Origin of the sequence: Runella sp., assembly GCF_027484545.1 — a bacterium.
GTDB lineage: Bacteria > Bacteroidota > Bacteroidia > Cytophagales > Spirosomataceae > Runella.
This window is the reverse complement of record NZ_JAIXST010000028.1, coordinates 1-14,784: the sequence shown is the minus strand read 5'-3', so window position 1 is coordinate 14,784 and position 14,784 is coordinate 1. Positions and strand designations below refer to the sequence as shown.

Below are 14,784 nucleotides of genomic sequence, written 5' to 3'. Positions count from 1 at the left end.
GGATTATTCGTCATTCAGATTATTCATCATACACAATTCACTCATTCACCGCACGGGCGGCCCCGTCATTCACCATTAGTACCTATGCCTTTTGTACAAACCAACGGAATTAACTTTTACTACGAGGAGCGCGGGTCGAGTTCGGCAGAGCCGCTCCTGTTGATCATGGGAATCACGGCACCCGGTTCGGTGTGGGAGCCTCATGCTTCTTATTGGCAAACTGATTTCTGGTGCATTATTGGGGATAATCGGGGCGTGGGTCTATCTGACAAACCAGTCGGCCCCTACTCTACCGCCCAAATGGCCGACGATTATGCCGGGCTGTTGGATGCTCTTCAGATTGAAAAAGTAAGCGTCGTGGGTTGTTCGATGGGAAGTACGATTGCCCAGCAATTAGCCATTCGTCATCCCGAAAAAGTAAAATCGTTAGTGCTGATGTGTCCTTGGGCGCGGTGCGACAATGCCGCCAAAGCGATTTTTCAGCACATGATGCACTGCAAAGCACGATTCAGGCCCGAAGAGTTCAGTTTGTACATTCAGCAACTGATTTATTCCAAAGCTTCGTGGGACAATGAACAAGTGGCTTTGGATTTGGAAGAAGGACGGAAATCTGCGGCTATTGACCCCTTCCCGCAACCTCTCCATGGTCTGGAAGGGCAAGCCGCTGCCTGTATCAACCACAATGCTTTACCGGACCTTCTTTCCGTACAACAACCAACACTGGTGATTGGAGGCAAGGAAGATATTTTTACGCCCGTGTGGATGGCCGAAGAAGTGACGGGAGCAATACCCAACGCCGAACTGTATCTGTACGAAAAAAGCGGTCATATCTTTCACTTTGAACAATTGGACGATTTTAACCCAAGAGTCAAAAATTGGCTATTGAGCCACTGATTTATCTCATAAATACTAATTTTTGCCGAATTAAACCATTATAAAGCATTTTTAAAGGGCTTTTGCCTTCTTAAACTGCTCCAATTCGATAACGACCGATTTCCATGAATGGCGGAGATGTAACAACTCAAAACTGGACCAATAAAATATCAAATTCTGCCCAACTCGGTGGTATTGAAACGGCGGTCATTGACAATGGTTTAGGACGAGGAACGCGCATTGCGTGGATAAATACGGGAACAGGACTTCGCTATAAAGTGGTCATTGACAGAGCGATGGACATTGCCGACGCGTTTTACAACCAACACTGTTTGGCTTGGCTGAGTCACTTGGGAATTACACCGCCGCAACCTTTCTCCGACCAAGGCATTGAATGGCTGCGGACGTTTGGCGGCGGGCTGCTTACCACCTGCGGGCTGTCGCACATTGGCGGACCCGAATCGGATGAATTTGGAACCCGAGGACTGCACGGACAAATTAGTAATATTCCGGCCGAAATTGAGTCCATTATCCAACCCGACCCTTTCGCGGGCAAGATGGACATGAGCATTACGGGCATTATCAAGCAAACCAGAATTTTTGGCCCTGCGTTGGAATTAAGACGTACGATTTCGGGAACATTGGGCGAAGCCTCCATCCGAATTCACGACGAAGTGCTCAATCGGGGAAATACCGTAGCACCTCACATGCTGCTGTATCATTTCAACTTTGGCTGGCCGTTGGTAGACGAAGGAACGGAACTAATTTGGCAGGGAAAGTGGCAATCGCGCGACGGCGACCCCAATAACCCCATTTTCAGAGAAGGAAATGATTTTCGTACCTGCCCGGCTCCCCTGGACGAACACAGTGGCGGTGGCGAAGAAGCCGCTTTTATTGACATTGATGCCGACCCGAACGGTATCTGCCATTGCGGACTCCGTAATTCAAGATTGGGTCTTGAGGTTTCGCTCCGATTTCAGAAAAGTCAATTGCCTTGGTTGATCAATTGGCAACATTGGGGCAAAGGCGAATACGTAACAGGCATCGAACCGGGTACAAATCCGCCCATTGGACAGGCAAAAGCCCGCGAACAAAACACGCTTATTCAGTTGGCACCGGGAGAGCGCCGCGTGTATGATTTGGAATTAAAAGTAATCAGCAATATCCTCTGACAGAACCGACAGGCTGTCATCCAACTATAATAAAACAAAAACGAATAACTATTAACAAAGGCGAAAGCACCCAACAGAGACAATGGCAAATTCAAGTTTAGCTGAAAAAGCAGTAGAGCAAGGAAAGGGAATTTTACGTTTAGCACCCACTTGGGTTCCCCGCTCTTTTTGCGTACCTGGGCGTCGTATTAAACTTCACCCCGATGATTATTACGTATTGGGCGGCGTACGCGGCGGTATTGATGAGCGTTGGTTATCGTCAACCACTCCTGCCAAGAACGGCCCTTTAACGGGAGAGCATGAAGGTTTGAGTAAAGTGGTTTACGAAGAAAACGGGCAAACGGAGCAAGTTTTACTGAAAGACGTGATTGATGAACTCAAAGGAGAAATCATCGGTGACCGTCTGTGGGACGAGCACAAAAGCTGGCCGATGTACTCTAAGTTTTTTGATAACATGGGTCCCTTGCCGCACCATATTCACCACAACGACGAAGAAGCCGCCAAAATCGGTCAACTCGGCAAACCGGAAGCCTATTACTATCCTCCGCAACTCAACAACCACGGCGGTGATTTCCCTTATACGTTCTTCGGAATTGCTCCCGGCACCACCAAAGAGCAGATCAAGGAGTGTTTGATGAATTTTACCAAAGGAGATAATAAAATCACGATGTATTCGCAGGCGTTTCCGCTGATTCCAGGAACAGGCTGGGACGTGCCTCCGGGAATGCTCCACGCACCGGGAAGCCTGTGTACGTACGAGCCACAAAAAGCGTCGGACGTGTTTGCCATGTATCAATCGTTGGTAAATGAGGCGGTTATCCCCGAAGAACTGTTGTGGAACGGTACTCCTGCCGACCGAATCGGCGATTACGACCAATTGATGGAAGTGATTGACTGGGATTTGAACACCAACCCGAACCTGTTGGAAACCCGCTTTATGCGCCCCATTCCCGTATCGGCCGAACCGACGGAAGGTTACAGCGAAGTATGGGTGTGCTACCGCTCGGAAGCATTCAGTGCCAAAGAGTTGACGGTATTCCCGGGACAAACCGTTACCATCAAAGACAGTGCCGCTTACGGTATCATTGTGATGCAGGGACACGGCAAATTCGGCGTATGGGACATCGAAACGCCCGCGCTGATTCGCTACGGACAATTGACCAATGATGAGTTTTTTGTCACCGAGAAAGCGGCAATGGAAGGGGTAACGATCAGCAACCCATCCGCCAATGACCCTATCGTGATTCTAAAACACTTTGGTCCAAATAACCCGGATTTAGTGGTTGTGAAGTAAAAGACGTTAACTGTTATTCGTTGAATCGTTAATCGGGAATTTAACTCCGTGTAACTTTGTGATGAACCGCTGCGACGGACCGCTCTGAGTTACTCTGTGTCCCTTAAAAACACTTTAACTAAAAATTGATAATTCATAAACATAAACCTTAAATACTTTTATCAACATGCCCGAAAATAATTATCCCAAACTCCACAATGCCACATGGCCCGGTATTGTGGGAAAAGGTCCTGATTCAGAACCTACGATTGCGCTTGATACCATGCTCGAAATGACCGCCGCTGCCGAAGTGGGCGGGGTTAAGTTTGACGGTGTAGATTTAGGCCTTTTTGACCCTCACTACGATCTTGATATTTCTGACGACGGCATCAAACGGTTGGCCGATAAAGTAGCCGCCCACGGTCTCGAAATCGGCAGTTTGGTTGCTCCTATTTGGGGTGGCCCTGCCATGGGCACCAAAGAGCAACGGGCTGAATTTGTGGAAATGGTGCGTAAAAGCTGCATCATTGGTCAAAAATTGCGTGAAATAGGCATTCGTCACAACGGTATCGTTCGGATTGACTCCGCAAGCAGCCCGCACGACTGGGCCGTCGACCCTGCGGGTAACACCAAACTCATTGCCCAAACGTTCCGCGAAGCGGCCGACGTTGCTGCTGACTACGGCGAGCGTCTGGCTGCCGAAGGAGAAATCTGCTGGGGGGGAATGCACAGCTGGAAATACATGCTCGAAACCCTCGAAGCCGTGGACCGCAAAAACGTCGGTTTCCAGGCAGATATGTCGCATACTACGTTGTATCTGTTGGGTTATAATGCCCCTGAGCATCGCATCTTACCCGAAGATTTTCAATGGGGTGATCGCGAAACGTTCTTAGAAGCCTTAAAAACATTAACCAAGGCGCTTCGTCCCTGGACGTTTGACTTCCACGTAGCTCAAAACGACGGAACGGTATTTGGCTCCGGCTCACACGATAAAACGGGTCGCCACTGCCAAGCCACCGACCCTAACGGGAAACTCGACATCACGCACGACGCGGGTCTTTGGCTGCGCGACGAAAGCGGCGAGCTGACTAAAGCCTTCAGACACATTTGTTGGGATGGCTGTATGTTCCCGAACGCCGTCATGAACAATCAGCAAACCTGGAACGACATTTTAGCCGCCATGATCAAGGTGCGTCAGGCGCATGGTTGGTACGAAGCATAAATAGGCCCCACCCAACCCTCCCCATTTTGGGGAGGGCTTAAAACTTCTTAAAACTATGTCAACTAAAAAACAAATAAGAATTGGATTGGTGGGAACGGGTTTGATGGGCCGTACTCACTCCAACGGATATAACAGAATTGCCAACTTTTTTCCTGAATTGGAATATCGCCCGGTTTTGAAGGCGGTTTGCTCACGTAACCTCGCAAATGTTCAGGCGTTTGCCGAACAATGGGGTTTTGAATCGTACGAAACGGATTGGAAAGCCTTGGTAGCCCGCGACGATATTGACGCGATCGACATTTGTACGCCCAACGACAGTCACGCCGAAATCGCTTTGGCGGCGGCAGCAGCAGGCAAGATGATTCTTTGCGAAAAACCACTCGCCCGGACGTTGGCCGAAGGAGAAACAATGGTAGAAGCGGCTGAGAAAGCAGGCGTGAAAACCACCGTTTGGTACAACTACCGTCGGATTCCGGCCGTGACGTTGGCCAAGCAAATTGTGGATTCGGGCAAACTGGGCAAAATCTTTCACTACCGCGCTAACTTCCTCCAGGACTGGACCATCAATGCCGACCTACCGCAAGGAGGTACGGGTTTGTGGCGCATGGATGTGGCCTCGGCCGGTTCGGGAGTAACGGGCGATTTGCTGGCGCACTGCATTGATACGGCGATGTGGCTCAACGGCGCCATCACCGACGTTTCGGCCATGACCGAAACGTTCATCAAAGAGCGGATGCACCAAATTTCGGGCAAAGTAGAACCCGTTGGCATTGACGATGCCTGCCTTTTCCACTGCCATTTTGCGAATGGTTCATTGGGTCTTTTTGAATCGACACGCTATGCACGCGGCCACAAAGCCCTGTATACGTTTGAGATCAACGGCGAGCACGCTTCGATTCGTTGGGATTTGCACGATTTGAACCGCCTCGAATATTTCGACCACAAGGACGAATCCATCGTACGCGGCTGGCGCTCCATCCACGTCACCGACGGCGACCAACCGTACATGAATCGTTGGTGGATTCCGGGTTGTGGCATCGGCTACGAGCACAGCTTTATTCACCAAGTAGCCGATTTCCTCAAAAGCCTCGAAACCGGCGAGCCTTGCGGCCCCACGTTCAGAGATGCCTTACAAACCCAAAAAGTATGCGAAGCCGTCATTGATTCAGCCAATTCAAGAAGCTGGAAAGATACGGGCGCGGAAGCGATTGGGTAATATTATTTTCGATGGCTGATGGTCGATTTTCGATTGAAATCCATTAATCACAAGCGCGGGGCATTGCCTCGCGCTTTTTTGTTTATAAAGCGAATTTTAGCTTGATTTGTTAGATTTTAAGCCGTAGGTAGTGTTCACACCATAACTCAACTCATCCACTTGTCAGATACCCTTGGCAATCGACAGTAGCCGTAGTTAGTATCCTGATTCACCACTTTGGAGGCTTATAGCCAGTGGATTTGACTGGATAATGACTAAAGCCTATGCTTCTGGTCTGATAGCACAAATAGTGTCATAAAAAGCTGCGGGACACAGCCCACTGAGTAGCGACAGTCGAACATATACTGACAAACCAAAACCTCTACTTTCGGCTAAATTTTCAGGATTTAAAGTTCACATTAAGGAAAGATTTCGTATATTTTCGAGCAATTTTAAAAATACGATGAGCAAGAAATATTCTGACATAAAAGTAAAACTGAAATTTGAGGTGAACAAAACTACTGAAAACGATTTAGCACACCTAACGCATTACTTTCAAAACCATCAAAACGGAGTTTCTTAATACTTCAAACCTACAGCAACTATGACTGACTTAAATGGTATTTCGAGAACAATGAGTGCGAGTTATATATAGACGGTGCAGAGATTTTGATTCCACAAGAATACAGAAACACAAGACGTTTAACACCGAGGGAATATGTAAGATTACAAGGTTTTTCCGATAATTTTTTGATTTTAGTTTCTGACAATCAAGCGTATAAACAGTTTAAAAACTCTGTTGCAACACCTTTAAATAATGAAAATTTGGGTGTTCCTCTATCAGGTCAGGCTTTTCATTTCAATTTTTGTTCGTACCTCACAAAAGGATTTCCACTTCAAGCCCTAACGCAAAACTTGCCGCATGATAGATTATCTGGAAATATATACTTTTTCTGACCAGCCAGCAACTTGTCCTAAATGCGGTTCAAGAACTGAAATTACTTTGGATTTATTTAAAACACCAGAGCAAACTCAACACCATAAATGCCTGTCAGATAAATGTGGTTATGAATTTGTAATACAAAAAGATAATGACGAATGAAAGAAGGGCAAAAACTCTGGACAAGAGGGGAGTTAATTTTAGCAATAAATCTTTATTGTATAACCCCTTTTGGAAAATTAGATGCACGTAATCCAAATGTAATTAGTCTTGCCAACGTAATTGGTAGGACTGCAAACTCTGTTGCCTTTAAACTTGTAAACTTTGCAAGTCTTGACCCAAGTTTGAAAGAAAGAGGTATTAAAGGGGCTTCAAATGCGAGTAAATTAGATGCTGAAATATGGAAAGAGTTTTTCGAGCATTGGGAGGATTTGCCTTTTGAAAGTGAAAAACTTTTGGCAAAAATGAAAAATACAACTATTGAAAAATTATATAATATTTCAGAAAATGAATTACCAAGAGAAGGAAAAATGAGAGAACAATTAGTGAAAGTTAGAGTTAATCAATCTTTTTTTAGAAGCTCTATTTTGGCTTCATATAATAATACATGTTGCATTACGGGAATTCAGCAACCCGAATTTTTAATAGCGGGTCATATAAAACCTTGGAGTCTTGATGAGAAAAATAGATTAAATCTGCAAAATGGAATAGCTATTAATGCACTTCATGACAAGGCTTTTGAGACAGGTTTAATAACAATTACAACTGATTATAAAATAAAAATTTCCCCTATTTTATTAAAACAGAAAAAATCTAAATCAATTGAGGATTATTTTCTAAAATATGAGAATAAAGACATAATTCTTCCTTCAAGATTCCATCCTGATATTGAATTTCTAAAATATCATAATGAAGTTCGATTTAAGCAATAATCCCCCCGTTGTGCGGTGTCTTCCGAAGGAGGACTCCGTACTAAAAATAAACAGAGTGTTTGTAACACGGTAAGTACCCAAATATCCCCGCAGTCGCTCGCGTCCCTCGACGGGGTGGCCCGAGCCGTGACGACTATCAAGTTTCTACTTATCTACAGTTGCCTCTTTCTCAATGAGCTGCATCCTTCTCCTTTCATTTAAAAAAAAGGATTTAGATGCCTACGGCATGACAAAGTAATTGATAAAAAGCTCCCCTTCTCTCCCGTTCGTCCAAGTCTTCTCCCCCCGTGGGCTGTGTCCCACAGCCCTTTTATAGAATCATCTTTTATAATGACAAGGTGAGTAAGGAGAAAACTATGGCTTTTTGTGTGCTGAAAGTATAACAAATACCCCCCCGTTGTGCGGTGTCTTCCGAAGGAGGACTCCGTACTAAAAATAAACAGAGTGTTTGTAACACGGTGAGTGCCGGGAACGCTGTTTTCCGTCCGGCAAGTTGAATTTAGCTACAATTTTAACTGCCTTTGTTTAGGTTTATACAGCTTTACCCCTTCTATATAGTCGAAGTCCTTGGTGTTGTAAGTGTAGAGTTGGGCGTTGTTTACGATACAGGTAGCGGCAATTAAGCAATCAGGTAAACCAATTTTTTGGCTTCTGTACCCCACCATTAACTCAATTGCTTTTTGGCTTGTCTCTTTATCTATGACAAAATGATTGATTTGACGAAAGAATGTGCGCGTGTCGGCTTCTTCTTTTTTCAACATTCCATAGTAGGTTTCAAGAATAGTAATGGTACTGACAAAAGCGTTATTCACTCCTATCTTTTCAAAAATTTCAGAACGTACTACTTCGCTGCCCTTCAAATAATCAAATACAACGCAACTGTCAATAATTACTATCTTACTTTTCTTTGCCATGCTGTTTTACGGATTTCATCAGCTGAACGGCGGGGCGCATTTTTCTCCCACGAACCGCAAAGAGCAGCAATAACAGAAGTATCTCCTTCTCCTCTAACAATTCTTCCATTGTCGATTTCTTCGACCTCTAAATTTACCATTTCGTTCAGTAATTTACGCAAAGCTGAGGCGGTTTTGGCATTTTTAACACTAATCCTAAATTCCGTCATGGCAATCCTTTATTTTTAACTTTACTCGGCAAATCAACAACCAAAGATAGTAAAAAAAGTATTCAATCACGGCAAGTTGTGAGCCATCGCTCCCAGAATAGGATCTTCTCCCAAATAGCTGCCGGCGGTGGCAATGGGAATAAATCGGGCAAACAATTCCTCGCGGTACTCCCCCGTGGGCTGTGTCCCACAGCCCTTTTATAGAATCATCTTTTATAATGACAAAGTAAGTAAGGAAAAAACTATGGCTTTTTGTGTGCTGAAAGTACAACAAATACCGTATTTCTTTCCCAAATTGGGAATATTTTTTATATTTGCTCGATGAGAATAATCACTCAAAGACGATTGGAAGATTTTTGTAAACAGTATCCAGACGCGCAAGCCTCCTTGAGATTTTGGTATGATGTGGTCAATGCCAATAGTTTTTTCACGATTCAAGAGGTGATACAGATGTTCAATAGTGCAGATTATGTCGGTAATGAACGTATTGTTTTCAATATTGCCCGAAATAAGTGTAGGCTGGTAGCAAAATTTAGATTTCACCCCAGAGCGCAGCGTGTCTATATTCGATTTATTGGGACACACACCGAATACGACAAAATAATGGATATTGCCACTATTTAAAGCAAAGACCCGTAAAATGAAAAAATTCCCGAGTGCTAAATACTCCATAACACCTATCACTGATGAAATAACCTACCTTCGTTTTTGCGAATGGGTGGAAGAATTGGACGATATTTTTTTTGAAAATGAGGCGGAGGAAGATAAAAAGTTTGCTCATCTTGATGCTTTAAGCACTTTAATTGAGGCATACGAAGCAAAGAATTTTAATTTTAATAAAACCGAGTTGACATTGCCGCAAGTAATTGAACAGGCTTTGGAACAATTGAATTTAACCCGTAAGGACTTGTCGAGGATATTAGGCTCTAATCGTGTCTCTGAAATCTTTAGTGGAAAGAGGCAGTTATCCCTAACTCAAATTAGAACGCTTCATAAAGAACTAAGAATACCCACAGATTTGCTTGTAGGTGTCTGAAATTTAGTCCCCCGTTGGTCGAAGTCTTCCGAAGGGTGACTTCGACCTTTCCATAAAGAGCGTGTTTGTAACACGACGAGCGCCGGGAACGCTGTTTTATTTCGTAAGAATTTCTGTGAGTAATATCATTTAACTTTGTTATTCTCCAAATTAGCGTTAATTTAGCTAATGCATTAGCTAAATTAACGCTAATTTGGAGAATATGATACAACGATTTTTACTGGATGAGCTACTGGAGAAGCTCAATCATTCCTCAAAAATCATCCTTATTTACGGAGCAAGGCAAGTAGGCAAAACAACGTTGGTAAAGCAACTCCTCTCACAGGTGCCTTATAAAAGCCTGTCTATCAATGCGGATGAAGAAAAATACAACGATGTTTTTTCAAGCCGTGACCTGACGAAAATGCGTATGCTCACCGACGGTTACGAGTTACTTTTTATTGACGAAGCCCAACGAATCCCAGACATAGGCATCAACCTCAAAATCTTACACGACGCCCTGCCCGAATTGAAAATCATTGCAACAGGCTCCTCGTCTTTTGAATTGGCCAATCGCACCCAAGAGCCGCTGACGGGCCGTACCTGGACTTTTTCGCTCTTTCCTATCTCCTTTTCGGAGCTCAGACAGCAACAAAATCTTTTTGAACTGAATCACGGGTTGGAGACTTTTCTGCGCTTTGGGGCTTATCCGGATGTATTTTCGTTACCGAATCAAGCCGATAAAGTGCAATTTCTTACCCAACTGACTCGCTCGTACTTATACAAAGACATTCTGGAACTAAGTACAATCAAGCACCCCGATAAAATCAAAAAGCTACTGCAATTGTTGGCCTTCCAAGCGGGTTCGGAGGTGTCGCTCAATGAATTGGGGAATACGCTTCAAATGAGTAAAGATACGGTAGCGTCTTACATAGATTTACTCGAAAAGGCATTTGTAGTGTTTCGTTTGTCAGGTTTTAGCCGAAATCTTAGGAAAGAAGTGGTCAAAATGGATAAAATTTATTTCTACGATTTAGGCGTACGAAATGCCCTTGTCAACAATTTCAATACGCTTGATTTCCGTACGGATGTCGGGCAACTTTGGGAGAATTTTCTCGTGGTTGAACGCCTGAAAAATAATGCGTACCAACGGCGATTTGTCAACTCCTACTTTTGGAGAACTTACACGGGTGCCGAACTGGATTACATAGAAGAAGCCGATGGCCAATTGGCAGGTTTTGAGTTTAAATTTTCTGATAAAACAGCAAAACCGCCCCAATCTTGGCTGGAAGCCTATCCTAATTCCGACTTTAAGTGTATCAATCGCTCTAACTATTGGGAGTTTATCTGACGTTTTTTGAGTTGCTCAGGCGAGTAGTAACCCCGCAGCCCCCCCGTTGGTCAAAGTCTTCCGAAGGGTGACTTCGACGTTTTTATAAAGAGAGTGTTTGTAACACGGTAGAGGAGTAGAGTGCTCAACCAATGGGCCGAACCCAAAGGTGTACGTCTGATTGTCTAAGTGAGGGTGTGTCGGAAAATCGCCCTGAGAATGAATGAAGTAAACCTAATATTCTATACCAAAGTCAGTAACAAAAGTATAATCTAAGGCATTGGTACTACTCTTTCTTTCGTACTTATAGGGGTTGTACGAACTTAATTCCTCTTGCATACAATTCTTCTAAGGTGATTTCACCCCTGTAATACCTGTCAATAGCTTCCTTATCCTCCAACTTACGTTTCATTATATCGAAGATGGACCGCGAGGTGTTTTTAGCTATTTTTTTCTTATGTTTTGCTGATACTGCGTTCATGGCTATGCCTCTGTTTTGCATTATTCATACAAAGATGCCAATTCTATGCTGACTTTCACTTATTTATAAATGAATATTTTAATCAAAACCCTCCCTTAGTCGTATAAACCTACAACTGCCGCAAATAGCTGATTTTGGCAATCAGGTGGTCTTCCTGACTGCGGGTATCGAGGCGCGTGGTGGATTGGAATTCTCGCTTGTTGAACACAATATAAATAAACGACAGCGGCTGATATTCCCACGACAAACGGATGTTGTAGTTGTTAGCTTTGGTGTCGGTGTTGCGTTGGTAAAAACCGATGAGTTGGAGGCGCGGGTTGGCCGCAAAACGTCCCTCTACGGCCCACAGGTCTACATTTTTGGTGGTACTGTTCACGCCCACCTTTCTGAAATCATTCCGATTGAACCGCCCCGTGATGGAAATATGCGGAATCGGGGCAACCAAAACGCTCAGGTTGGTGGTATTGAGTTTTCCGTTGTAATAGGTTCCGTATTCGCCATTCCACGTAAAGCTCAGCTTTTTAGAACCATCACTCCCCCAATAGATGGCATGACGTGTGTAGTTGTACGCGCCCGCCGCAATTTTCACCCCCAGCGGACTGAAAGGTTCGGTCAGGTACTGGTAGGTGGGAGACATGATATGCCCCATAAATCCTCCCGACTGAAGCATGATCCAGAAAGGGCTCAGGCCATACGAGCGCTCAATGAGGCGGCCGGTACTCGCTTGATTATAAAACTCAACCAACAAACTCGGTTCAAACGAACGAATGATTTTTTTGAAGGGAATGTGTTTGCCGCGGTAAAACCAAAAAATCCCCGGCGTCGTCCCAATCACATCGGTACGCGAAATAAAACCTACGGCGGGATTGTACGATTTGGAAATCAGCGACTGTGTCCACCAGATTTTCCATTGGTTGGTGGCGTAGTAGTACTGCGCGGCTCCTGCCACACCTGTGACGTTGCCTTTGGAGTCGTGGCTCATGTTCAGCATCCAGTTGAGCGAATGGGCTTCGTTGAACCGCACAAACCCGTCCAAATTCCCAACGATATTCGTATTGCCCGAGTCGCTTTTGACCGTTACCAAGGTCCCCAAACGGCTTTGTTTTCCTAAATTTTCGGAATAGCGCCCCACAAAGTAGTTGGTAGCCGGCGAAGAGTCGGTACCCCGTTGGCGAATGTACATGGCACCGTAATTGGTTTTGGCCGAACGACTCACAAAACGAGCCCCGGCATCAATCGGGATGGGGTTTCCGCTTCCGTCCAAACCAATTTGTCGGCTGAAAAAGGGCTGAATCCGCATCGAACCACCCGACATGTCAGCCGCCGGGCCAACGCCAATTCCAAACAGCGAGGCGTTTTCTAAGAAAAACTGCCGACGCTCGGGAAAAAGCACCGAAAAGCGCGTCACGTTATTGACCTGTCGGTCGGCGTCGGCTTGCGCAAAGTCGGTATTAAAAGTCAAATCCAACACGGCCCGCGAGCTGATGGCCCATTTTACTTCGCCCCCCAATTTCACAGCGGCATCGTGGGGCTGTCGTCCGTCTATGTTGCGGTAACGGTCGTAGGAAGTCAGGAAAAACGGTTGTATCCGCACGTTGGCCGTCGGCGGGGGCGGTTGCAGTCCTTTGAGGGTGCCCGCGTAGTCCATCCGTAACACATTGAATGAACGCGGAAACGGCGAAAATGCGTAGTTTTCGTTGGTCATGCGTCGACTTCGGTTAAGGTTGAAGCCCCAACTTTGAAAAGTGGAGTCCGACTTGGCATAGCGCAGGGTTTTCCAGGGAATGGCAAACTCTGCCACCCAACCCGAATCTGAGCGGGCCGTACGCACGCGCCAAAGCCCATCCCAATCCAAATCAATGTAATTGGCGTCAAAAGCCAAAAAGTCGCGCTGTACGCCGTGCGGGTTGGTCGTAAATACCATGGCATTGCGGCGGTCATTGAAGCCATCAATGGTCATGCCCACAAAATCAGACGTACGGGTGTTGAAGTCCCGCTTAAAATCAATGACCCGAATGGATTTCTTTCCCAACGTGTCGTAATTAAACACGCCGATGTACAAATAATTTTGGTTAAACAGCGCCCGCATTTCGGTACGGTGGCGCGGAATTTGGCCTTGGCGGGGGTCTATTTCAATAAAGTCACTCTTGGGTTTGGCCAGCAGCCACTCTTTATCATTCAGTAATCCGTCTATTTTGAGGTTGTTGGAAACCCTGACGGCTTCAAATTCTTTACGAACGGAATCGGGTTTAAACAGGAGTACGTCTTGCGAAAAACAAAGAAACGAGACCAGGCAAAACGCCAAGGTAAAGGTATAGTTCATACGATGAAGTGAAATTGAACACAAACGGAGCCGCAAGTTAGCATTTCTCTCTCAAATCGCCCTCCCCCAAATGATGGGAAAACGTAGCCTTAGGGCGATTTTCTATGGATTGACGTCTGTAATGTAGCAGCCTAAGTGCGAACTCACTAATCGAAAGTTTGTAATGCGCTGCATTTCGTAAAGGCTGTTTTTAAAGTGACTGAAAAACACTAAATTTCGACTTCATTGTAGTCATTAGACCAATAAAAACATGAATCATCACCCATTGATTGAACGAAATCCAGCTATATTGCTGGGAAAACCTGTTTTGAAAGGTACGCGTATCTCTGTGGAGCTTATCATCCGAAAACTTTCGGGAGGGCATACCATTGAGCAATTGTTAGAAGATTATCCACATTTACGTTACGAACAAATCTTAGCGGCGCTTGCATACGCAGCTGATGTGATTGCCAACGAAGATTTAATCTTGGCCGCATGATTGTGTGTGATGAAAATCTTTCACAGAGATGGATTAACCTGCTTACAGGGAATGGGTACGAATTTTTTTCAATACGGGAACATTTAGCGGGTATTTCTGATACAGAAGTTACTCAAATCGCCATTGACAAAAACGCGTTAATTTTGACCGAAGACAAAGATTTCGGTGATATTGTTTTTGCTCAAAATATCAAAAAAGTTTCCGTCGTCCTACTTCGTTATAATCAACCTGATTATGAGACAGTTTCTCAATTTTTACTCGCTACATTGCAAGAGCATTTTAAATCCGAGGAACATTGTTTTTACACTATTATAGAGAACGACCGAACTTCTTGGAATCAAAACTAAAATAATTGCAATTTTGCGAAATGAAAAAGAAAGTAGAAATAAGCGAACCAGAACGATTGGCAAATTTCATGCATTCATTT

16 protein-coding genes are annotated in these 14,784 nt (G+C 44.8%); 13 read left to right on the top strand and 3 right to left on the bottom strand.

The genetic code is table 11. The features are described from left to right. The first annotated feature begins 84 nt into the window (after nucleotides 1-84). From Q0081_RS02340 to Q0081_RS02305, 8 genes are all read left to right on the top strand, one after another. Nucleotides 85-894, top strand: a complete 810-nt coding sequence (locus Q0081_RS02340) for an alpha/beta fold hydrolase (RefSeq protein WP_298348784.1) — start codon at nucleotides 85-87, stop codon at nucleotides 892-894. 104 nt (nucleotides 895-998) lie between these two features. Next, nucleotides 999-2,045, top strand: coding sequence for an aldose 1-epimerase family protein (locus Q0081_RS02335; protein ID WP_298348782.1), 1,047 nt, complete (start codon nucleotides 999-1,001; stop codon nucleotides 2,043-2,045). 82 nt (nucleotides 2,046-2,127) lie between these two features. After that, nucleotides 2,128-3,339 carry a class I mannose-6-phosphate isomerase gene (locus Q0081_RS02330; RefSeq protein WP_298348780.1) on the top strand — a complete coding sequence of 404 codons (1,212 nt, stop codon included), beginning with the start codon at nucleotides 2,128-2,130 and terminating at the stop codon, nucleotides 3,337-3,339. 166 nt (nucleotides 3,340-3,505) lie between these two features. After that, on the top strand, nucleotides 3,506-4,540 hold the full coding sequence (locus tag Q0081_RS02325) for a sugar phosphate isomerase/epimerase (RefSeq protein WP_298348778.1): 1,035 nt from the start codon (nucleotides 3,506-3,508) through the stop codon (nucleotides 4,538-4,540). A 55-nt stretch (nucleotides 4,541-4,595) separates the two neighbouring features. Further along, nucleotides 4,596-5,756, top strand: a complete 1,161-nt coding sequence (locus Q0081_RS02320) for a Gfo/Idh/MocA family protein (RefSeq protein ID WP_298348776.1) — start codon at nucleotides 4,596-4,598, stop codon at nucleotides 5,754-5,756. 648 nt (nucleotides 5,757-6,404) lie between these two features. After that, a complete protein-coding gene (locus tag Q0081_RS02315) occupies nucleotides 6,405-6,692 on the top strand; it encodes a DNA cytosine methyltransferase (protein ID WP_298348774.1) in 288 nt (95 codons plus the stop codon). Beyond that, on the top strand, nucleotides 6,658-6,837 hold the full coding sequence (locus Q0081_RS02310) for a hypothetical protein (RefSeq protein WP_298348875.1): 180 nt from the start codon (nucleotides 6,658-6,660) through the stop codon (nucleotides 6,835-6,837). The genes Q0081_RS02315 and Q0081_RS02310 overlap by 35 nt, the downstream gene beginning before the upstream one ends. Continuing rightward, nucleotides 6,834-7,607: an HNH endonuclease gene (locus Q0081_RS02305; RefSeq protein ID WP_298348772.1), complete on the top strand. Its 774-nt coding sequence runs from the start codon at nucleotides 6,834-6,836 to the stop codon at nucleotides 7,605-7,607. The genes Q0081_RS02310 and Q0081_RS02305 overlap by 4 nt, the downstream gene beginning before the upstream one ends. Before the next feature lie 503 nt (nucleotides 7,608-8,110). On the opposite strand, the gene Q0081_RS02300 is transcribed toward Q0081_RS02305, so the two are convergent. Together Q0081_RS02300 and Q0081_RS02295 are read right to left on the bottom strand one after the other, a co-directional pair. Continuing rightward, nucleotides 8,111-8,521, bottom strand: a complete 411-nt coding sequence (locus Q0081_RS02300) for a type II toxin-antitoxin system VapC family toxin (RefSeq protein WP_298348770.1) — start codon at nucleotides 8,519-8,521, stop codon at nucleotides 8,111-8,113. After that, entirely contained in the window at nucleotides 8,500-8,730 is a 231-nt protein-coding gene (locus Q0081_RS02295; RefSeq protein ID WP_298348768.1) for a hypothetical protein, read from the bottom strand. Before Q0081_RS02295 ends, Q0081_RS02300 begins: the two co-directional genes overlap by 22 nt. 321 nt (nucleotides 8,731-9,051) lie before the next feature. Between Q0081_RS02295 and Q0081_RS02290 the strand changes: the two genes are divergently transcribed. The 3 genes from Q0081_RS02290 to Q0081_RS02280 all read left to right on the top strand — a co-directional run bounded on the left by Q0081_RS02290 (nucleotide 9,052) and on the right by Q0081_RS02280 (nucleotide 11,096). Next, nucleotides 9,052-9,354, top strand: coding sequence for a type II toxin-antitoxin system HigB family toxin (locus Q0081_RS02290; protein WP_298348766.1), 303 nt, complete (start codon nucleotides 9,052-9,054; stop codon nucleotides 9,352-9,354). A gap of 16 nt (nucleotides 9,355-9,370) precedes the next feature. Next, the gene (locus Q0081_RS02285) at nucleotides 9,371-9,766 is read left to right on the top strand and encodes a type II toxin-antitoxin system HigA family antitoxin (RefSeq protein WP_298348764.1); all 396 of its coding nucleotides are present in this window, start codon (nucleotides 9,371-9,373) and stop codon (nucleotides 9,764-9,766) included. 202 nt (nucleotides 9,767-9,968) lie between these two features. Next, nucleotides 9,969-11,096, top strand: a complete 1,128-nt coding sequence (locus tag Q0081_RS02280; protein ID WP_298348763.1) for an ATP-binding protein — start codon at nucleotides 9,969-9,971, stop codon at nucleotides 11,094-11,096. A gap of 569 nt (nucleotides 11,097-11,665) precedes the next feature. Here Q0081_RS02280 and Q0081_RS02275 read toward each other — a convergent pair. Continuing rightward, nucleotides 11,666-13,879 (bottom strand): carbohydrate binding family 9 domain-containing protein, encoded by a 2,214-nt coding sequence (locus Q0081_RS02275; RefSeq protein WP_298348762.1) that lies wholly within the window; start codon nucleotides 13,877-13,879, stop codon nucleotides 11,666-11,668. Nucleotides 13,880-14,129: 250 nt separating this feature from the next. Between Q0081_RS02275 and Q0081_RS02270 the strand changes: the two genes are divergently transcribed. Both Q0081_RS02270 and Q0081_RS02265 read left to right on the top strand, forming a co-directional pair. Next, nucleotides 14,130-14,357, top strand: a complete 228-nt coding sequence (locus Q0081_RS02270; RefSeq protein ID WP_298348760.1) for a DUF433 domain-containing protein — start codon at nucleotides 14,130-14,132, stop codon at nucleotides 14,355-14,357. After that, nucleotides 14,354-14,704 carry a DUF5615 family PIN-like protein gene (locus tag Q0081_RS02265; RefSeq protein ID WP_298348758.1) on the top strand — a complete coding sequence of 117 codons (351 nt, stop codon included), beginning with the start codon at nucleotides 14,354-14,356 and terminating at the stop codon, nucleotides 14,702-14,704. Before Q0081_RS02270 ends, Q0081_RS02265 begins: the two co-directional genes overlap by 4 nt. The last annotated feature ends 80 nt before the right edge of the window (nucleotides 14,705-14,784 follow it).